This window comes from Bacteroides hominis (genome assembly GCF_033042785.2).
In the GTDB taxonomy this organism is placed as follows: domain Bacteria; phylum Bacteroidota; class Bacteroidia; order Bacteroidales; family Bacteroidaceae; genus Bacteroides; species Bacteroides hominis.
In genome coordinates this window covers 2531470-2553286 of sequence record NZ_CP178829.1, presented here as the reverse complement: position 1 = coordinate 2553286, position 21817 = coordinate 2531470, and the positions used below count along the sequence as shown (strand labels likewise).

Genomic DNA, 21817 nt, shown 5'->3' with positions numbered 1-21817 from the left:
AACAGTCCTTTCTTACATTTTCAAGGTTATATTTTCTTAGCTATTTTGCAATGTTGAAAGATCAGCTATTTGTAATATTTAAAATGTAATAATATGAAAAAACTACTATTTTCTTTATTGATCATTATTCTGTCGACATCATGTTCTTCTGAAAAGAAACAGTTGGATATTTCCGGAGAGTGGACTGTCAGGCTGGACAGTACAGATGTTGGAATAAAAGAATCATGGCAAGGCAACCTGTTTGAAACGCCCATGCAGTTACCGGGTACAACTGACGATGCCGGACTTGGAACCCTCAATGCCTTGGAACCTACACTGTCAAAACCCCAGTTATTATATCTCACACGTTTGCACAATTACGTAGGAGTTGCATGGTACTCAAGAGAGATCTCGGTCCCTGCCCAATGGAATGATAAAGAGCTGCTTCTGGATTTGGAACGAGCCTTGTGGGATACTCAGGTTTGGGTAGATAATAAGAAAGTCGAAGGACATGAAGAAAGCTTAAGCACGCCACACCGCTACAATCTGACTCCTTATATGACATGCGGTAAAAAGCATATTCTGACCATACGCGTCGATAATCGCAAGCGTTATGATATCTCCAATGGTATGGCACATGCATATACAGATCATACACAAATTAAATGGAATGGTATTTTAGGAGATATGACTGTCCGGGCCATGGAAAAAATACGTTTAGAAAGCATACAACTATATCCCGATGTAAAAAACAAACAGGTAAAAGCCGTTATTTCGTTTTCAAACAATACACCTGCCGCAGAACATGCATTGCTTTCGATGAAAGTATCTGCAAAAAACGGCTCTCAACAACTTGAAGAGCAGGTAAAAAAGATGGATGTGAAAGCCGGAGCCTCATCGGTTGAGTTGCTTTACAACATGGGAGATAACCCGATATTATGGAATGAATTTACTCCTGAAATGTATCAGGCTACGGTCACATTGGAGGCCAATGGAAGAGTATCAGAAATAAAAGAAGATTTCGGTATGCGCCAATTGGAAACAAACGGTGATAAAATGTTGATGAACAATAAACCTTTGTTCTTAAGAGGTACATTGGAGTGTTGCATATTCCCATTAACCGGAACTCCTCCAATGAATAAAGAAGGCTGGCAAAAAGTATATGCCGCAGCCAAAGAATATGGGCTGAATCATCTCCGTTTTCATTCCTGGTGCCCTCCCGAAGCAGCTTTTGAAGCAGCAGATGAAATGGGATTTTATTTACAGGTTGAACTTCCTGCATGGGTACTTACAATTGGGCAGGATTCAAGTGCCGTACGCTTTTTAAGAGAAGAAGCAGACCGGATTATCAAAAATTACGGCAATCACCCCTCTTTTTGCCTTTGGAGCCTGGGAAACGAATTGCAGGGAGATTTCACCATTCTGTCTGCAATGTTAGACGAATTGAAAGCAAAGGATAACAGACACTTATACGTAACAACTTCGTTTACGTTCGAAGGCGGACATGGCGGATGGCCGGAATCAAACGATGATTTCTTTGTCACGCAGTGGACCAATAAAGGCTGGGTACGGGGACAGGGAGTTTTCAATCAACTATCCCCTACATTCGATAAAGATTACAGTGAATCGGTTGCAGGTATACAGGTCCCTCTGATTACTCACGAAATAGGACAATATTCGGTTTATCCGGATTTAACCGAGATTTCCAAATATACCGGAGTTCTGAAACCCTTAAATTTTATGGCTGTGAAGAATGATCTTGAAAAAAAGAAATTACTTGATAAAGCACCCGATTATTTAATGGCTTCCGGAAAGTTAGCCGCAATCTTATATAAAGAAGAAATTGAGCGTGCATTGAAAACTGATGGAATCAGTGGTTTTCAATTACTTGATTTACATGACTTTCCGGGACAAGGAACAGCACTCGTCGGACTATTGAATGCCTTCTGGGAAAGTAAAGGAATTATCGACGGTAAAGCCTTCCGGGAGTTTTGTTCACCGGTGGTGCCGTTATTGCGCTTTCCTAAAGCAGTATATAAAAACGATGAAATGTTTCAAGCTAAGATCGAGTTATGCAATTACGGAAACGATATTCTGACAAACAAAACACTGCATTGGGATATTCTGGATAAAGGACGTTCTGTAAAGCATGGTGAAATACAAGTAGGAGAATTGAAATTTGGTTATAATGGAAAATTGGGTGAGATATCGGTACCCTTGACAGACATACAGAATGCTTCAAAACTGGAAGTGTGTGTAAAAGTAATCGGAACAGATTATGTAAACAGATGGAACATATGGGTTTATCCTGAAGGAGAAAAAGTAGAATGGGGTAATGTGAAATATACCCGTAATTATGATCAGGCCATGGCATGGCTGAATGAAGGGCAAAAAGTCCTTTTCAATCCGGATTGGAAAAAGATGAAAGGTATCGAAGGCAAATTCGTACCTGTATTCTGGAGCCCGGTACATTTTCCGAATCAGGCCGGGACAATGGGAGTATTATGTAATCCGGCTCATAAAGCATTGGCTGATTTTCCGACAGACATGCACACCGATTGGCAATGGTGGGATTTAAATAAGAACTCCAAAACCATGATAACAGATAGTATACAGGGAGGGACCCCTATTGTAGAAATGGTCGATAACTTTACTAATAATCGCCGTCTGGCTTCTTTGTATGAAGGCAAAGTGCATGGAGGCAAATTGGTATTAGCCACTTTCGATTTGCAATCTGATTTAGAGAACAGACCGGTAGCAAAACAAATGCTTGTTTCATTACTGAAATACATGAATAGCACAGATTTCGATCCTACAATCATTGAAAACTTTGAGGAAATAAAAGACATGTTCGATAGGAATTCGAAATAACCCGTATAGAAGAAAGGAACTGCGTTAGATTCGGAGATATAATCATTTTTGGCCAAACTTGATATACTTAATTTAATGACATTTATTTAGTTAACGTTAATTTTATGTGATTGGAAAATTAAAAACATGAAAAACATGAAAGTGAAAAACAATTGTAAGTTACTATTGGCTTTATTGCTGTCTGCCGGGTTTGCTCCCTCGGCTGTCTTTGCAACATCGGGCAAGCCTAATGTTGTAGTAAAAGAGACTTTTCAGCGGAAAAATACAATTTCCGGCAAAGTGACGGACGCCAATGGAGAGCCGGTTATTGGAGCCAGCGTCGTAGAAAAGGGAACCACTAATGGAGTCGTGACAAATTTAGAGGGGGACTTTTCTCTGTCTGTCCCGGATGGTGTGATAGTCGTAATTTCATATATCGGCTATAAGTCTCAGGAAATAAAAACGTCTCCGGGAAAATCGTATAATATTACTTTGAAAGAAGATTCGGAGGTTTTGGATGAAGTCGTGGTTGTGGGATTCGGTACCCAGAAAAAGGTAAACCTGACAGGGTCCGTCAGCGTTGTTTCAGCCAAAGAGTTGAAAGAACGTCCGGTGACCAATGCGGCACAAGCATTGCAAGGTATGGTTCCGGGACTACGAATCACACAGACGAACGGTAGCCTGGAAGATAAACCAAGTGTAAATGTTCGCGGTACTACCACTATCGGACAGGGAACCAGCGGTGAACCTTTGGTTTTAGTTGATGGAATGGAAGGTGATCTTAATTCCATTAATCCTCAGGACATTGCCAATATTTCTGTTTTGAAGGATGCGGCTGCATCATCAATATATGGTTCACGTGCACCATTCGGTGTAATCTTGATCACAACCAAATCAGGAAGCACGGAAGGCAAAACCCAGGTAAACTATAATAATAGTTTCCGCTGGGGAAACCCGATTAATATGAACCATATGATGAATTCGGTTGACTTTGCCAGTTGGATCAATGACACCAATACCAATGGAGGAGGTGGAACCTACATTACAAATGATCGTATGAAAAAGATTGTTGCCTATCACAATGCCAAACCTTACGGACCTGCACAACGTATCACTGACGATGGGACTATCTTGTACTCCCTCTTGGCCGGTGATAACGGATACTGGCAAGATGGCTATGTGACCGGGGTAGATGATATTGATTATTATGATATGATTTTTAAAAAGTGGACCTTCTCACAAGAACATAACTTTAGTGTCAATGGAGGCACTAAGAAGTTGAATTATTATGCTTCATTCAATTATCTGGACCAAGGTGGTTTTATGAATCTGGGAGAAGAGGGATTATCTCGCTACAATGGCACTGCAAAGATTGGTTCCGAACTGACTAAATGGCTCAAGTTTGACTATACAATGCGATTTACCCGGGAAGATTACAAACGCCCCGCAACAATGACTAACTCTCTATATTCGGACATGGCTCGTCAAGGTTGGCCTGTTTTACCTTTGTATGATCCCAACGGTTACTATTTTTATGCCCCTTCTCCCATATTGGGATTAGCGGAAGGAGGAACCGGTAAGATTCAAACGGATAACATGTATCATCAAGTGAGTTTTACTTTCGAACCGGTAAAAGACTGGATTACACACGTGGATTTCAATTACCGTATCAAGTCGGCCAATAACTACTGGGATAAACAAGTGCTTTACAACCATGATGTGGAAGGCAATGCCTATGCTTGCGACAAATATTCGAATGTACACGAAGATTATTATAAAGAGAATTATTATAATTTCAATATATATACCGAATACACACACCAATTCAACCAAAAGCATGATCTTCATGTAATGGGTGGCTTCCAGGCTGAAAATCTGAAACAAACTCAATTCGGTCTGCAACGTGACGGTATTATGTTTCCGAATAAACCTCAGGTAGACTTGACTAACGGGCTCGATTACGACGGGAATCCCATAACCCCATCTGTCAATGGATCCCGCAATGACTGGGCTACAGCCGGATTTTTCGGACGTATCAATTATAGTTATGACGGAAAGTATCTGCTCGAAGCAAATCTCCGTGCAGATGGCACATCACGTTTCCGCAAAGGCAACCAGTGGAAAACCTTTCCTTCTTTCTCTTTGGGATGGAATGTTGCGCGTGAACACTTCTTTGAACCTTTGAACAATATTGTCAATATTCTTAAGTTTCGTGCTTCCTACGGTTTATTGGGAAACCAAAATACAACGAACTGGTATCAGACTTATCAAACCATGTCGGTGGGTTCTTCGAATGGCGCATGGCTGATGAATGGCAATAAACCCAATACCGCTTCGGCTCCGGGACTTGTTTCGGCTTCATTAACCTGGGAGACAATTGAGAGTTATAATTTAGGATTGGATTGGGGAGTATTCAATAATCGTTTGACCGGATCATTCGACTGGTATATCCGCGATACAAAAAATATGGTTGGCAACGCTCCCGAACTACCGGCTCTGCTGGGTACAGGTGTACCGATTACCAACAATACAGACTTGAGAACCTCCGGATGGGAACTTTCAATCGGTTGGAATGACCGCTTGAATAATGGTTTTACGTATGGCGCGAAATTTAACGTCTCGGATGCCCGTACGAAAATCACACGATATCCGAATAATCCGACTAAAGCAGTCAGTACGTATATTGAAGGACGCTATACCAATGAGATATGGGGATATACTACAGTGGGACTTGCAAAGACAGATGAAGAAATGCAGGCCCATTTAGCAACAATGCCTAACGGTGGACAGAGCGCATTGGGTTCGGACTGGAAGGCAGGAGATATTATGTATGCAGATATAAACGGTGATGGTAAGATTTCCGGTGGTTCGGGGACACTGAATGATACGGGGGACTGGACTGTTATAGGTAATACAACTCCCCGTTATCTGTTTGGTCTTGATCTGAATGCTTCCTGGAAAGGCTTTGATCTCCGTATGTTCTTCCAAGGGGTTATGAAACGCGACTTCTGGCAAGGAAGTACTTATCTGTTTGGTGCAAGCAATAGCGGAATGTGGCATGCTACCGGAATTGAAAGTGTAAGTGATTACTTCCGTAATGATGATACATGGTCGGTTCAGGAGGGCTATCAGAGTCCTAATCTTAATTCCTATTTACCTCGCCCACTATATAGCAATAAGAATCTACAGACACAGACCCGCTATTTACAGAGCGCTGCTTATATTCGTCTGAAAAACTTACAGTTGGGATATACATTCCCTACCAGACTGACTTCTCGTTATGGAGTCCAGAATTTACGTATATACTTCTCCGGAGAAAATTTGTGGACCGGGACAAGCTTGGTCGATCAATTTGATCCGGAAACAATCTCCGGTGGTTCGGGAGGTAACGGTTATCCGTTGTCGAGAACTCTGTCATGTGGATTAAGTGTAACATTTTAATGGAAGATAACAATGAAATTAAATATTCTACGTTTTGTATCTGTAGCATTACTTGCTACCTCGGTTGTTGCCTGTGAAGATTTTTTAGATAAGCAACCTCCTTCTTATGTAGTTCCGGAAGATTATTATCAAACAGAAAGCCAGGTTCAGGCCATAGCCAATAAACTATATACAGATGTATTGCCCTCTCATGGCGGGAATTATGGAACTTTTGCCTACGATGTTCACACAGACAATCAGGCAACTTTTTCCGCAGACGGCAGATATGCAACAGATCAGTGGAAGGTTGGGCAAACCAACGGCAACTGGTCATGGAGCAATATCCGCAATATCAATTATTCCTTGAATACAATATTAGGTTATTATAATCAAGGAGGAATTTCCGGCTCAGAGCGCAATATTCGTCAATATATTGGCGAGATTTACTTTTTCCGCGCTTACGCATATTTTGATATGCTTCAAAAGTGGGGAGATTTACCAATCTTGAAAGAAGCTATGCCAGATGATGAAACAATCCTGGTAGAGGCCAACAAACGTAGCCCACGCAATGAAGTGGCCCGTTTCATTCTTGCAGATTTAGACAGTGCACTAATTTATATGAGCGACAATTTTGATGACCGTCGCAATCGCCTGTCTCCGGATGTAGCTCTTTTATTAAAATCGCGTGTAGGATTGTTTGAGGGCTCATGGTTGCACTATTTTAAAGGAACTGCCTTTGTACCGAACGGTGAAGGTTGGCCCGGTAAAGATAAAGAGTATAATGCCAACTACGAATATCCTTCGGGTAATATCGATAATGAAATAACCTACTTCTTTACAGTTGCAGCAAAAAGTGCAGAAACTGTTGCTGATAAGTACAAAGGACAATTAACTCAAAATACAGGAATGGTGCCTCAATCGGAAACGGATCCTGACAATCCTTATTTCAGCATGTTTGGCAATATCGACATGTCCGGATACCCTGACGTTTTGCTTTGGCGTGAATACAGCAAAGGACTGAGTATTGTGAATAACATCGAGGTTTCGGTTCAACATGGCAACTATGGTACCGGTTTAACCCGCAGTATGGTAGAAGGCTTTGTCATGAAGGACGGCAAGCCTGTTTATGCATCCCATGATGATTTTTCTTATGATGACAAAACCTTGGCATCAGTCAGAGAAAATGCAGATCCCCGTTTACACATATTCCTGAAAGAACCGAACCAGAAAAATTTATTTAAGAATATGGATGCTGAAGAGGAAATGGGAATGGAGTATGAACCCTATCCGGTCATATTATCGACAAACGAAGAAAAAGGCTATAGTACAGGATATGCAATTCGCAAAGGTGGTACATTCGATAAAAAGCTGTGTGGTAACGGAACCGGCTATACCGGATCAATAGTATTTCGTGCAACAGAAGCTTTTTTGAACTATATGGAAGCTGAGTATCAGTTGACGAAGAATATAGCTTCAGGAAAGATATTGGAGTATTGGAAAACCGTTCGTACAGCAGCCGGCTTCAATGGAACCGCTATTGACCCTCAAGTGACTATCGCATCCACCAATATGGAAAAAGAGAAGTTAGATTGGGGCGCATACTCTGCCGGATCATTATTGACTGACCCTGTTTTGTATAACATGCGTCGGGAGCGTCGCAGTGAATTAATGGCTGAAGGATTACGCTGGATGGATCTAATACGGTGGAGAGCATTGGAGCAGATGATGGTGGAACCGTATCATGTGGAGGGAATCCATCTTTGGAACACTCCGATGGAACAATGGTATGATGCCGGTCAGTTGGTTGCTGACGGTAGTTCATCGGCAAATGTCTCAAACGCCAGTTTAAGTGAGTATCTCCGGCCTTATCAGAAAAATATGGGATCCGGGAACTTATATAAGGATGGTTATATCTGGCATATGGCCCATTATTTACAACCATTGCCAATTAAACAATTCCTGTTGACAGCTTCTGACCATACATCCGTCCATTTATCTCCGCTGTACCAAAATCCATATTGGCCCACAACACCGGCAATGCCTGCAGAAAAATAAAAGGATAGTGATCAGTCTGATTGACTTTTCCTGAAATCAAGCTCCATCCCAAGCGTATAGATTATACTTTGGATGGGGCTTTTTTATAATAACAAAACCGGAACATATTTTCAAGAACAGAAATAACGATAAGTTATGGGGTATAAATTTTTTAATTGCTTGCGTCCCGATTTAAAGTGCTTACTTTGTGGTGTACTAATAAAAACACTATAAATAAATTCATTTATGTTAAGCGAAAAAAGAAACAGTATGCTTCACGGGGTCTTGTTAATAGCCCTGTTTTCATGTGCAGCCTTTTACATAGCCGACATGGAGTTCATAAAAAGACTCTCTTTCAGTCCGATGATCGTAGGTATTATTTTAGGTATGCTATATGCCAATAGCCTCAGAAACAATCTGCCGGAAACATGGGTACCGGGTATTCAGTTCTGCTCAAAACGTGTCTTACGGATAGGCATTATTCTTTATGGTTTTAAATTGACTTTTCAGGATGTGCTGGCAGTGGGGCTACCTGCCATATTTATCGATGCCATTGTAGTAGCTACAACTATTCTCGGAGGTATCTTAATTGGACGTATGCTTAAGATGGACCGTGGGGTCGCACTACTGACTTCCATTGGTAGCGGCATTTGTGGTGCAGCCGCTATTTTAGGGGCTGAATCGACCATCCAGACCAAGCCATACAAAACTGCGGTAGCTGTGTCCACCGTAGTTATTTTTGGTACTCTGTCAATGTTTATCTATCCTATATTATATAGAAACGGAACTTTTATGTTGTCGCCCAACGAAATGGGAATCTTTACCGGTGCTACGTTACACGAAGTTGCACATACGGTAGGTGCGGGAAATGCGATGGGAAAAGAAATTTCCGATGTTGCCATTATCGTGAAAATGATCCGCGTAATGATGCTGGTTCCGGTACTGTTGATCACCAGTTTCATGGTATCCAGGGCAGCAGTGAAAACAGGCGGACAAGGCGGCCGCATGAAAGACATATCCATTCCATGGTTTGCCATCGGTTTTCTGGCAGTTATCGGTTTTAATTCTTTTGATTTACTGCCACAAGGGTTGATCACTTTCATCAATAATCTGGATACTTTTTTGCTTACCATGGCGATGACTGCATTGGGAGCCGAAACCAGCATTGACAAATTCAAAAAAGCTGGTGCCAAACCATTTATACTTGCTTCCCTGTTGTATCTATGGCTGATTGCCGGGGGATATTTTCTGGTTAAATTCCTTGCACCTGTTTTGATGTAAAAAAGTACCTTCCCGGATTCCGAAATGCCTTCGAAACTTTTCCGGTTGAGTTTTTGCAACTTTGTTGCACCTGCAATCCGCTACCTTTGCATCATAAACCTAATAATAAACATGATTATGGGACAATGCAAATGTGAAACGAATGCAAATATGCAGGTCAGAAATTGCCAGGAAGCAAATGGCTTCATAAGCGAATATTGGCAAGTAATGCTTTCATTGGTGATGTTGGTAGCAGGCGGTATAATGAATCAACTGGATATTGCTTTTTTCAAGGAAAATACAGTTTCTTTGGTTTGGTATGTATTGGCCTATCTGCCTGTCGGCTTACCTGTGATAAAGGAAGCATGGGAAAGTATTCTCCAGAAAGATTACTTCAGTGAGTTTACGTTGATGTCAGTCGCAACATTAGGCGCTTTTTATATCGGGGAATATCCGGAAGGAGTTGCTGTCATGCTGTTCTATTCAGTTGGTGAATTATTTCAGGATCGAGCAATAGACAAGGCTAAACGTAATATCAGTGCCTTGTTGGATGTCAGACCCGAAAAGGCAATGGTAGTGAGAGGGAACGAGATCGTTACAGTCAATCCGAAGTCAGTCTTTATAAACGAAATTATCGAAATAAAAGCCGGTGAACGTGTACCGTTGGATGGAATTATGCTTAACGAAATAGCAGCATTCAACACAGCGGCCCTTACCGGAGAGAGTGTTCCACGAGATATTCGCAAGGGTGAGGAGGTACTTGCCGGTATGATTGTTACAGACAAAGTGATCCGGATGAAGGTGACAAAGCCTTTTGATAAAAGCGCATTGGCTCGTATTCTGGAACTTGTAGAGGACGCTTCTGAACGTAAAGCACCGGCCGAATTGTTTATTAGAAAATTCGCCCGTATATATACCCCTATTGTTATCGGCCTTGCCTTTTTGATTGTGCTGATCCCATATATCTATTCATTCATAAACCCGTTATTCGGATTTGTTTTTAATGATTGGCTGTATAAGGCATTGGTTTTTCTGGTGATTTCATGTCCGTGTGCATTGGTTATCAGTATTCCATTAGGATATTTCGGAGGAATCGGAGCAGCCTCCCGTTTAGGTATTTTGTTCAAAGGTGGAAATTATCTGGATGCCATAACCCGTGTCAATACAGTCGTATTTGATAAAACAGGTACTCTGACTAAAGGAGTTTTTGAAGTGGAATCCTGTGAAGTTATTCCAGGCGTTTCAAAAGAAGAACTGATACGTATAATAGCTTCCGTTGAGAAAAATAGTACTCATCCGATAGCCAAAGCTATTGTTAGTTATGCCGAAAAGAAAAAGATTGGCCTTACTGCTGCTGAGAATATAGAAGAGGTTGCAGGTTATGGGTTAATGACTGAGGTTGACGGAGAAAAAGTGTTGGTCGGTAACGCCAGATTGTTGTCGAAATATTCCATTGAGTTTCCGGCGTATATTCTTTCGATAACGGAAACAACAGTCGTATGTGCTGTCGGAAATAAATATATAGGTTACATTACATTGTCCGATGTGTTAAAGGACGATGCAGCAGATACTGTCAGATCACTTAAAGAGTTAAATATTAAGAATATTCAGATCTTGTCAGGTGATAAACAGAGTATTGTTAGCATTTTTGCAAACAAACTGGGACTTACCCGGGCGTATGGTGATCTGCTACCGGAAGGAAAGGTAGAGCATATGGAAAAGCTGAAGGAAAACAAAGATAACCGGATTGCTTTTGTCGGTGACGGAATGAATGATGCTCCGGTACTTGCCTTAAGTGATGTAGGTATTGCGATGGGAGGGTTAGGAAGTGATGCCGCTATTGAAACCGCAGACGTGGTTATCCAGACAGATCAACCTTCGAAAGTGGCGACTGCCATAAAGGTCGGACGTTGTACGCGCCGGATCATCTGGCAGAATGTATCGCTGGCATTTGGAGTAAAATTGCTGGTAATGGTATTGGGAGCAAGTGGTATTGCGACTTTATGGGAAGCAGTTTTCGCAGACGTAGGTGTGACATTGATTGCCATAGTGAATGCTATTCGTATACAGAAAATGATTAAATGAGAATGGAAAATTTGTGTTTGAAGATATTAGAACAGAGAGGAATAAAACCTACTGCCATAAGGATGCTGGTTTTAAAAGCTATGATAGATGCGGAACAAGCTGTTTCACTTCTTGATTTGGAGAACAAACTGGATACTGTGGATAAGTCGAGCATATTCCGAACGATTACCCTGTTTGTTTCCCAACATCTGGCACATAGCGTAGATGATGGTACAGGATCTTTAAAATATGCGGTTTGTGACAGTGAATGTACTTGTGCCGTGAAAGATTTGCATACGCACTTTTACTGTGAATATTGCCATAAGACTTTCTGCCTTGAAAACATTCATGTCCCCGTAGTAGATTTGCCTGAAGGATTTGCCGTACGAAGCATAAATTATGTATTAAAAGGATGTTGCGCGGAATGTGCGGCAGAGCTGAAAAAAGGCCATTAAAAATAAAAACGCATTGATATGATCTATCAATGCGCCTTCTTAAAAAAGGTAGTATAATTGTTATTACTTAATCAATTCCACAACTACTGCACGGTTCCAGTCATCATTTTCAAATTTAGTGCTGGTACCTTTGAATTCTGTAGTGATACGATCTTTAGCAATTCCGTACTTATTGACAAATACCTCTGTCACTGCATTGGCACGTCTTTCAGAAACAATTCTGTTAGCTTGTTCCGAACCACGTTTGTCGGCGTAACCAGTCAGACGAACACGGATTTCAGGATTTGCTTTTAAGAATTCAGCAATATTGAAGATACTTACTTCCTGTGAGAGTTCAATTTTACTGCTGTTGAACGGGAAAGTGATAGTACTTGGGAGAGCCTTGATTTCTGAATTATCGATTACGGTTTCTTCTTTGATAACCTCCGGCTTACGTGCTTTCAACTCAGCAATTTCGGCTTGTTGTGCAGCATTTTCTTTTTTCAAAGAAGTATAGTTTGCCTCTAAGTCAGAATAGTTGCTCTTAATTGCATTGTACTGACGTGAAGAGTAACCTTTCTTGAAACCGGTTTTTCCGAAACGGAAAGTAACGCCGGCTGTCAGCCCGCTGATTCCATCGTTCGGGAAACCGCCGCGAACTACCATATCGTCGTCTAAAATAGCTCCCTGGTATTCAACATTGATATCGAAACGCTTTGAAATACGGTAGCGTGCCTGAATACCTGCATTGATTGTAAATGACTGGTCACCTTTGCGGATGAATGCTCCACCGATACCTGCAAAAGGAACGATGTCAAAACGACGATTTTCTTTATAAGGAGCGAAGAAATTGATCAGTCCAAACATAAAGTCTGCATGAACGGCACCATATTGATAATGTAACATTGAATTAGCTCCAGATGTAAATCCATGCAATGAGCCACCTGTACCCTGCAAACGAACTCCCCAATAAGGGTTGAACCATTTACCTACCGAAAGAGTCGGCATAAAAGTTATAGTGTTTCTGAATTTTGCATCTTTAGAGTTTTCAGCGAAGAGAGACTGCGCACCAAAGTTTAAAGACATATACCAATTATTCCAAAATCCATTACCTTCGAAAGTTGTTTTGTACCCCGGAAGGCGTTCTGCATCATTGTTTTGAGCGAAAACGCTTGTGCTCATCAATGCTGCTAATGCAAACATAATAATACTTTTCTTCATTTTTTCTAAATTTTAAATTGGTTTGGTTAAACATTAATAGTTAATTATTCGCCAATAATTGTTTTATCGATCCGATTCATGTAAACCGGTTTTGCAAAAACAGCCGCAAAAATATAATTTATTTTTGTAGCTTGCAAATTTCCGCAAGCCTATTTCTGGGAAGTAAATTTTGAATTAAATGCAAACCTTTGTAAAATAGGTATTTATAATTGGAATAGAAAAAGAGCGTTTAGATCGCTTTGCAGAGCTATTCACATAAAATTGTTTCTCAGCAGATTATAATAATTAAATAGGTATAATACCAATATGAAGCTCTACAAACAAAATGAATGGTTTGTTAATTCCATATGTTCTGATTTTCATCTTTCATAACTTCTCTTATCAATCTCCACTTGAAGAACGATGCACTTACAATGTTTATATTTTAAAACTCACATTTTCTTAAGGTATTATGATTTGTCCTTTCTTCCATAAACTTTTTCTATTTCTATTAAGTTATTATAATCAAAAGATCATTGATATGAATCAGATAAGAATTAAACGTGTATATGAAGATCCTTCGGAACAGGATGGCTATCGTGTACTGGTTGACCGGCTTTGGCCTCGTGGAATGAAAAAAGAATATTTAAAGTATGATTATTGGGCGAAGGAACTGACTCCCTCTTCCGATTTGAGAAAATGGTTTCACGGAGATATCCCAGGACATTGGGAAGAATTTGCGGCAATGTACCGGAAAGAGCTTGAAACCTCCGATAAAGTAGCTGATTTTTTAGTCCGGATACATCCTTATAAAACAGTCACTCTTTTATATGCTTCTAAGGAACCGGTTTATAATCATGCCCGTATTTTACAGGCGTTTCTGGAGGATCGCCTGAAAAACTGATTTCTTATAGAAACCTATGCCAACACGAATCTTTTTTGTACTTTTGCGCCATCTTTTTAAAAACAACATCAAAAAAGAATCATATGGGAGGTTTTTTCGGAACAGTCTCGAAAACGAGCTGTGTGACCGATTTATTCTACGGCACAGACTATAACTCACACCTGGGAACAAAACGGGGAGGACTGGCGACATATAGTGAAGAACAAGGATTTATCCGTTCGATCCACAATTTACAAAGTTCATATTTCCGGACTAAGTTTGAGGAGGAACTTGATAAATTTAAAGGAAATGCCGGTATAGGCATTATCAGTGATACAGACGCACAACCCATTATTATCAATTCACATCTTGGCAGATTCGCCATTGTTACAGTCGCAAAGATCACCAACCTCAAAGAACTTGAAGAGGAACTACTCTCACAAAACATGCATTTCGCCGAACTTAGTTCGGGTAACACCAATCAGACTGAACTTATTGCTTTATTGATTATTCAAGGAAAAAACTTCGTTGAAGGGATTGAAAACGTATATAACCATATCAAGGGATCGTGTTCCATGCTTCTGTTAACAGAAGATGGAGTGATTGCCGCACGTGACAAATGGGGACGTACTCCTATAATTATCGGTAAAAAAGAGGGGGCTTATGCTGCTACCAGTGAATCCAACAGTTTTCCGAATCTTGATTTTGAAATAGAACGTTATTTGGGTCCCGGTGAGATTGTCCGTATGCACGCCGACCGTTTAGAACAACTCCGTAAGCCCAACGATAAAATGCAGATTTGTTCATTCCTTTGGGTATATTACGGCTTTCCCAATTCATGCTATGAAGGCCGTAATGTAGAGGAAGTGCGTTTCACGAGCGGAATGAAAATGGGAGAACAGGATAATTTTGACGCCGATTGCGTTTGTGGAATTCCGGATTCGGGTATTGGACAGGCGTTAGGTTATGCAGAAGGGAAAGGGATTCCTTATCATAGAGCCATTACTAAATATACTCCCACCTGGCCTCGTAGTTTTACTCCGAGTAAGCAGGAATTACGTTCTCTGGTGGCAAAGATGAAATTAATACCTAACCGTGCAATGCTTCAGGACAAGCGTATCATCTTTTGTGACGACTCCATTGTACGCGGTACGCAGTTGCGCGATAATGTGAAAATACTTTTTGATTATGGTGCAAAAGAAGTACATATGCGTATTGGATGTCCACCGCTGATTTATGGCTGTCCCTTTATTGGGTTTACTGCTTCAAAATCAGATATGGAACTGATCACCAGACAAATAATAAAGGACTTGGAAGGAGATGAAAACAAAAACCTGGATAAATATGCTACTACCGGTTCACCGGAATATGAAAAAATGGTAAGTATTATTGCTGAGCGTTTTGGACTTTCTTCCCTCAAATTCAATACGATTGAAACACTAATTGAAGCTATCGGACTGCCAAAATGTAAGGTCTGCACCCATTGTTTCGATGGCTCCAGCTGTTTCTAAGTAGCTATTAGTGACTAAATATAGAATAATGTATTAAAAAAGAGCCGTGAATTGCTTGGCAGTTCACGGCTCTTTTTTTACCTTTACAGGCGTGAAAAATAATAGATTAGCAAATTATTAATTCTTAATGATATGAATTTAGTAGAACGTTTTTTAAAGTATGTAAGCTTTGACACACAGTCGGACGAACTGACAAGACTTACTCCCAGTACTCCGGGACAGATGGTATTTGCCGAATATCTAAAGTCCGAATTAGAGTCTTTGGGGTTAGAAGATATAACATTGGATGAAAACGGTTATCTTTTTGCAACATTGCCGGCCAATACAGACAAGGAATTACCTGTTATCGGTTTCATAGCACATATGGATACGAGTCCCGACATGAGTGGAAAAAATGTAACTCCACGCATTGTAGAAAAATATGATGGTTCGGATATTGTACTCTGTACCGAAGAAAACATTGTGCTTTCACCGGCTCAATTTCCCGAATTGCTTGATCACAAAGGAGAAGATCTGATTGTCACCAATGGTAAAACCTTATTAGGAGCAGACGACAAAGCAGGCATTGCCGAGATTGTATCAGCCGTTGTCTATCTGCAAGAACATCCCGAAATTAAACATGGCAAAATCCGGATCGGTTTCAATCCGGATGAAGAAATAGGTGAAGGTGCCCATAAGTTTGATGTTCAGAAATTCGGATGTGAATGGGCTTATACGATGGACGGAGGAGAAGTCGGGGAATTGGAGTTTGAAAACTTTAATGCCGCTGCTGCCAAAATCATTTTTAAGGGACGTAATGTACATCCGGGCTATGCGAAACATAAAATGATTAACTCTATTCGCATAGCCAACCAATTCATCACCATGCTTCCCCGGCATGAAACTCCGGAACATACTTCCGGATACGAAGGATTCTATCATCTTATCGGTATCCAGGGGGATGTAGAGCAGAGTACTGTATCCTATATCATTCGTGACCATGATCGCAATAAATTTGAAGATCGCAAGAAAGAAATAGAGCATCTGGTAAACAAGATCAACGCAGAGTTTGGTAAAGGTACCGCCACTCTTGAGTTGCGTGACCAATACTATAATATGCGAGAAAAGATTGAGCCTGTGATGCATATTATCGATACTGCTTTTGCCGCAATGGAAGCTGTAGGCGTGAAGCCGAATGTGAAACCAATTCGTGGAGGAACGGATGGAGCCCAATTGTCATTCAAAGGTTTACCCTGTCCTAACATCTTTGCAGGTGGGCTGAACTTCCATGGCCGCTATGAATTTGTTCCGATCCAGAACATGGAAAAGGCAATGAAAGTCATTGTGAAGATTGCTGAACTTGTAGCTTCTAAATAATCATTATTTATATAATTCTTAAATTCTCATTTCATGAAAACCACTCCATTTACCGAGAAACATATCGCACTTGGTGCTAAGATGCACGAGTTTGCAGGATATAACATGCCTATTGAATATACCGGTATCATTGACGAACACCTTACTGTCTGTAATAGTGTCGGTGTTTTCGATGTCTCCCACATGGGTGAATTTTGGGTGAAAGGGCCTCATGCATTGGCTTTTTTGCAGAAAGTGACCTCAAATAACGTGGCAGCTTTAGTGCCGGGCAAAATTCAATATACCTGTTTTCCGAATGAAGACGGCGGTATTGTTGATGACCTGCTGGTCTATCAATATGAACCGGAAAAGTATTTATTGGTTGTCAACGCTTCAAACATAGAGAAAGACTGGAATTGGTGCGTCTCTCACAATACAGAAGGAGCCGAACTGGAAAATTCTTCTGATAATATGGCGCAACTCGCCGTACAAGGTCCGAAAGCTATTCAAGCTCTGCAAAAGTTGACAGACATTAACCTTTCCGATATTCCTTATTATACATTTAAGGTTGGTGAGTTTGCCGGTGAGAAAAATGTGATTATTTCTAACACGGGATATACCGGAGCCGGTGGATTTGAACTTTATTTCTATCCTGATGCTGCCATAAAGATCTGGAATGCCGTTTTCGAAGCAGGAGCCGAGTTTGGCATTAAGCCGATAGGACTTGGCGCACGTGACACACTTCGACTTGAAATGGGATTTTGCCTGTATGGCAATGATCTGGATGACACTACCTCTCCTATTGAAGCCGGACTTGGTTGGATTACTAAATTCGTGGATGGCAAGAACTTTACAAATCGCCCAATGCTTGAAAAACAGAAGGCTGAGGGCACAGTCCGCAAACTGATAGGTTTTGAAATGATCGACCGTGGTATTCCCCGACATGGTTACGAACTGGTAACAGCCGAAGGTGATAAGATCGGGATTGTGACTTCAGGCACAATGTCTCCAACCCGTAAAATCGGTATTGGCATGGGATATGTAAAGCCTGAATATAGCAAGGTCGGTACGGAGATATGCATCGATATGCGTGGCCGTAAGCTGAAAGCTGTGGTAGTAAAACCGCCTTTCCGTAAATAAACATTGAGAAAATAATAAGTTGAAATCCCTCTCTGCCTCAAAGGACAGAGGGGGATTTTTATGTAAGTACAGGGGGCACACTATCATGAAACCGGCCCCGCTGAATCAGATCAAGCGGATCACCCACCACGACACTTTATAAAAGCTCATCCAAATGATCCTTCCGTACATCCGCCAATGATAAAATCACTGCAAAACAGCTGCCTTTCCCCTTCTCTGAATGCACTTCTATACGCCCTGACAATCGCTCGATAATAACTTTAGAAATAGCAAGTCCGAGACCGCTTCCCTGTTCAAATTCGTCTGTTTTATAAAAACGGTCAAAAATCATCATAAGTTCCTTTTCATCGATTCCCTTACCGGTATCTTTTACATATATACAAACTTCATGATGTTCTTCGTCCACTTTGCATCCCAATATTATATGACCATTTTGAGTAAACTTATTTGCATTATTCAAAAAGTTGGAGATAACCTGAGTAAAACGGAAACGATCAATATGCACAAGTAAAGGAACCGGATTACCCAATTCAAGATGAAACTGCAAGGAAGGCTGAATTAACGGCTGATACGTCAGATAAATCTCTTTCATAATCTCTGTCATATCCCATTCCTTTATTTCGAAATCCAGACTTCCGGAGTCCAGACGGGATATTTCCAGCACATCATTAATAAGCTTCAAAAGCAATTCATTATTATGATTGATGATATCAAGCATACTTGCCTTTTCATCCGGATCTATCTCTTCGGAACCTTCGCCTATCAACACATTCGTAAATCCGACAATTGCATTGAGCGGGGTACGAATTTCATGACTCATATTATTAAGGAAAGATTGTTTCAATTCAGCTTTCTCAGCCATTTGTTTAGCCAGAATCAACTGATGCTCACGTTCTACCGCCTCCTGAATATTCTGCATGATACCTGCCAGCATCATCTCGCCTTCTACATCTTTCAGACTCCGGCAGCGCAATTCGTACCATTGATATTCTTCCGTTTCATCAAAACAAAAACGTGCCCGTTGTATTTGCATGCCCGGAGATTTGTAAAGTGCTCCGTAAAAAGAACTCAATAACTGAGAATCATCGGGATGTACATACTCTAAAAAGGTGCTTCTCTTAGCCCTCCTTTTTCCCATACCTGTCAGACGCGTATAATTATCGTCAAACTCAATGTCATCTCCCTGCATATTCCATAATGAAATCTGCCCTCCGTCGGCAGAAAGAGTCAACCGTTTGTGTGCTTCTTCCAATATTTGTAAGTTCTTACGTTCTATCAGAGAACGTCGCCGCGTACGCAACAGGCTGATTGATATGAAAATGAATGCAAGAATAAATAGCACACCCAATAAATAAACCTCCCTTCGGTAATGGTCATAGAACGGATAATTAATAATACGCACATCCTTTGCCACATTTCCAATATCATAACCATTATAGGACGAAAAGACACTCCAATCCAGCACATACTCTTTCTCCAGATCCCTTATCTTAGGCATACCTATTTTCTCTTTATTCATTAGCCGGACGGATAAACCGGTAACAGCTTGTGCAGAGATCTCTTCAGTAGCCATATAACCACCTACAATTTTACTCCCATCTCCAAATCCCTCGCGTACACAACTGAAAGAAGGTATATTCAGAGCATTTACTATCGGAAGCGATACCAGATCAAATTTATCAAGTAAGAATGCCTTCCTCTCTTGCTCACATTTCGAATTTTCCATCATAACAAGCAAAGAAGCACCTTTTATGTACCGGAAAGGGCAGAGGCTCACAGTCAGTTCCTCCTTTTCTGAATTATGATTTGCGACAGCAGGCATCAGACTGTAATACTCTATCATTTCTCTCATTTCCTTGTATTCATACTCCATAGAAAACGCTGACTTATGCCCCCAAATCTGCACATTCTTTCTGTCGATAACCCGATTCAGCAAGTCAAAAGATTTATGCCCAAGAGCAGTTAAATCAATATTATAAACAATCTCCATATTTACATGGGGTTGCAAAGACTTTATAAAATCCATATTGCGTTTAAAGTCCGGAGTATCTCTCAACACATATACCTTTCTGGATTCATACTCTTTTATAAGATTTTCATCAGGGAAATGCACGTTGCAGGCTACCACAGGAATAGAATAGAGAAGGCGATGACGGGTCGATAACAAAGAAAAAGCAGCTTGGTCCCCTACCGCTAAAATAAGATCTATCGGCTTAGTTTTCAGAATTTCAAGATAATTACCTATATGTTCCATTTCGACTTTCTGGTCGAAACGGTCACAATCAAGGTAAAATTCATCAAACACAGGCTCTATACCCTGCGCTTTAAACTCTTGTTTTACAAGTTCTTCAAAGCGTCCATGCCCGATTTTATCTTTTGAACAAGAATAAATAAGAGAAATGTTTTTTTTAATCCGATGATTTGTGACATACCACTGTTTGGAATTATACCCACATAAGAAGACCCCCAATAAAAGAATGAAGGCAAAAATGTATTTGCATTTAGGGTCTGTGAGTCTCATAGCTTATTTTCTACCAGTCAAAATAATATAATTTCCATCAATACGGTAATGTCTGATTATAAAATGGTAGCATTATTATACCTTTTTATTCACTCAGGTGTTCTGGAAATAAAAAGTATAAATAGTAAAAAGCCTACAAGTTGTGAACTTGTAGGCTTTTTATCCACTTACCATCCGATAAGTTTGCGGAGAGACAGGGTTTTGAACCTATAACTCTAACCGCTTATATTTCAGCTACTTTGCTTTCAAAATTTCAAATAGGTAACGAAACAGTAACGATTTTCAACCGTTAAGCCTGTCCAACTTTGACCGCTGTTTGTCTGCCTAACTTTCGGGTTCAAAGATACGGCATTCTTTTGAAACTCGCAAATATCTGATAATAAATATTTTTGGGTTAGTGCAAGGTGCAAGCTATATATATAAATATATACTTGCACCTTGCACTAAAAAAAAGCACTGGGGTACAAATGGTTAAAACAAAATCCGTATCTTCGTAACCGATTAAAAACAAACGTGTATGATAATAACTAACCGTGAAGAAGTAATAGATAAAGCGTTCGGAGTATTTGTCAGGATGAACTACGAGAAAGCAAGCATCATCACGCTTGCCAAAGCCTGCGGAGTGACAAAAACGGGCATCGTTTATTATTTTCCGCACAAGCTGGATTTATTCATGGCTGTGGCAGACAAATACGTGCTAAAAATGCACGAACCGGGAAACAAGTTTGCCGCTCCTGCCGATACGTTGGAGAAGTTCATCGGGCAATACGTGGCGGGGGTAGCCGCTTCCATGAAAAGGATTGTTGAACTGATTGACGATAATAGCAGCCCGCATGATTGTAGCCCTAACTTCTACTACTTTCATTTCCTGTCACAAGTGCGTATGTACTATCCGGGCATCAGGCAGAAAATTGAGAAAATCTACCGACAAGACTATGACCTATGGGAGAAAGTCATACAAAAAGCAAAAAACAGCGGGGAAATCAGAAACGACACGGACGTGAAGAAAACGGCTACCATGTTCCGGCAAATGTTTTTAGGACTGTCATACGAACAAGCATTTCTGAACGGTCTAAACGTGGACGAACTGGCAGAAAACTTTCGCTATATCTATTCGCTGCTTAAAGCCTGATACAGTTTTGTTTTTTTAACTTCTATTATTTTTGAACGTATGTTCAAAATGTGG

At 40.6% G+C, this 21817-nt stretch carries 13 protein-coding genes; 11 read left to right on the top strand and 2 right to left on the bottom strand.

What is annotated here, in order from left to right; all coding sequences use genetic code 11:
* The first annotated feature begins 93 nt into the window (after positions 1 to 93).
* The 6 genes from R3O62_RS10645 to R3O62_RS10620 all read left to right on the top strand — a co-directional run bounded on the left by R3O62_RS10645 (position 94) and on the right by R3O62_RS10620 (position 12062).
* The gene (locus R3O62_RS10645) at positions 94 to 2850 is read left to right on the top strand and encodes a sugar-binding domain-containing protein (RefSeq protein WP_269110111.1); all 2757 of its coding nucleotides are present in this window, start codon (positions 94 to 96) and stop codon (positions 2848 to 2850) included.
* Between the two features lie 135 nt (positions 2851 to 2985).
* Positions 2986 to 6270, top strand: coding sequence for a SusC/RagA family TonB-linked outer membrane protein (locus R3O62_RS10640; RefSeq protein ID WP_370633229.1), 3285 nt, complete (start codon positions 2986 to 2988; stop codon positions 6268 to 6270).
* A 12-nt stretch (positions 6271 to 6282) separates the two neighbouring features.
* Positions 6283 to 8304 carry a RagB/SusD family nutrient uptake outer membrane protein gene (locus tag R3O62_RS10635; protein WP_022011865.1) on the top strand — a complete coding sequence of 674 codons (2022 nt, stop codon included), beginning with the start codon at positions 6283 to 6285 and terminating at the stop codon, positions 8302 to 8304.
* A 225-nt stretch (positions 8305 to 8529) separates the two neighbouring features.
* Positions 8530 to 9564, top strand: a complete 1035-nt coding sequence (locus R3O62_RS10630; protein ID WP_269110110.1) for a YeiH family protein — start codon at positions 8530 to 8532, stop codon at positions 9562 to 9564.
* Positions 9565 to 9681: 117 nt separating this feature from the next.
* Positions 9682 to 11628 carry a heavy metal translocating P-type ATPase gene (locus R3O62_RS10625; protein ID WP_269110109.1) on the top strand — a complete coding sequence of 649 codons (1947 nt, stop codon included), beginning with the start codon at positions 9682 to 9684 and terminating at the stop codon, positions 11626 to 11628.
* A 2-nt stretch (positions 11629 to 11630) separates the two neighbouring features.
* Positions 11631 to 12062: a Fur family transcriptional regulator gene (locus R3O62_RS10620; protein ID WP_005809711.1), complete on the top strand. Its 432-nt coding sequence runs from the start codon at positions 11631 to 11633 to the stop codon at positions 12060 to 12062.
* Positions 12063 to 12125: 63 nt separating this feature from the next.
* On the opposite strand, the gene R3O62_RS10615 is transcribed toward R3O62_RS10620, so the two are convergent.
* Entirely contained in the window at positions 12126 to 13262 is a 1137-nt protein-coding gene (locus R3O62_RS10615; RefSeq protein ID WP_005775986.1) for an OmpA family protein, read from the bottom strand.
* Positions 13263 to 13782: 520 nt separating this feature from the next.
* On the opposite strand from R3O62_RS10615, the gene R3O62_RS10610 reads away from it, so the two are divergent.
* The 4 genes from R3O62_RS10610 (at position 13783) to gcvT (ending at position 18110) form a co-directional block, all read left to right on the top strand.
* Positions 13783 to 14145 carry a DUF488 domain-containing protein gene (locus R3O62_RS10610; protein WP_005775985.1) on the top strand — a complete coding sequence of 121 codons (363 nt, stop codon included), beginning with the start codon at positions 13783 to 13785 and terminating at the stop codon, positions 14143 to 14145.
* Between the two features lie 83 nt (positions 14146 to 14228).
* Complete coding sequence (locus tag R3O62_RS10605; RefSeq protein WP_005775983.1) at positions 14229 to 15635, top strand: amidophosphoribosyltransferase; 1407 nt, start codon at positions 14229 to 14231, stop codon at positions 15633 to 15635.
* 132 nt (positions 15636 to 15767) lie between these two features.
* Positions 15768 to 16991, top strand: coding sequence for a peptidase T (gene pepT, locus R3O62_RS10600; RefSeq protein ID WP_005818884.1), 1224 nt, complete (start codon positions 15768 to 15770; stop codon positions 16989 to 16991).
* A gap of 33 nt (positions 16992 to 17024) precedes the next feature.
* Complete coding sequence (gene gcvT / locus R3O62_RS10595; protein ID WP_005775981.1) at positions 17025 to 18110, top strand: glycine cleavage system aminomethyltransferase GcvT; 1086 nt, start codon at positions 17025 to 17027, stop codon at positions 18108 to 18110.
* A 136-nt stretch (positions 18111 to 18246) separates the two neighbouring features.
* Here gcvT and R3O62_RS10590 read toward each other — a convergent pair whose 3' ends face one another.
* Entirely contained in the window at positions 18247 to 20631 is a 2385-nt protein-coding gene (locus tag R3O62_RS10590) for a sensor histidine kinase (RefSeq protein ID WP_269110108.1), read from the bottom strand.
* Positions 20632 to 21148: 517 nt separating this feature from the next.
* Between R3O62_RS10590 and R3O62_RS10585 the strand changes: the two genes are divergently transcribed.
* Positions 21149 to 21763 (top strand): TetR/AcrR family transcriptional regulator, encoded by a 615-nt coding sequence (locus tag R3O62_RS10585; protein ID WP_065537820.1) that lies wholly within the window; start codon positions 21149 to 21151, stop codon positions 21761 to 21763.
* Positions 21764 to 21817: the final 54 nt, after the last annotated feature.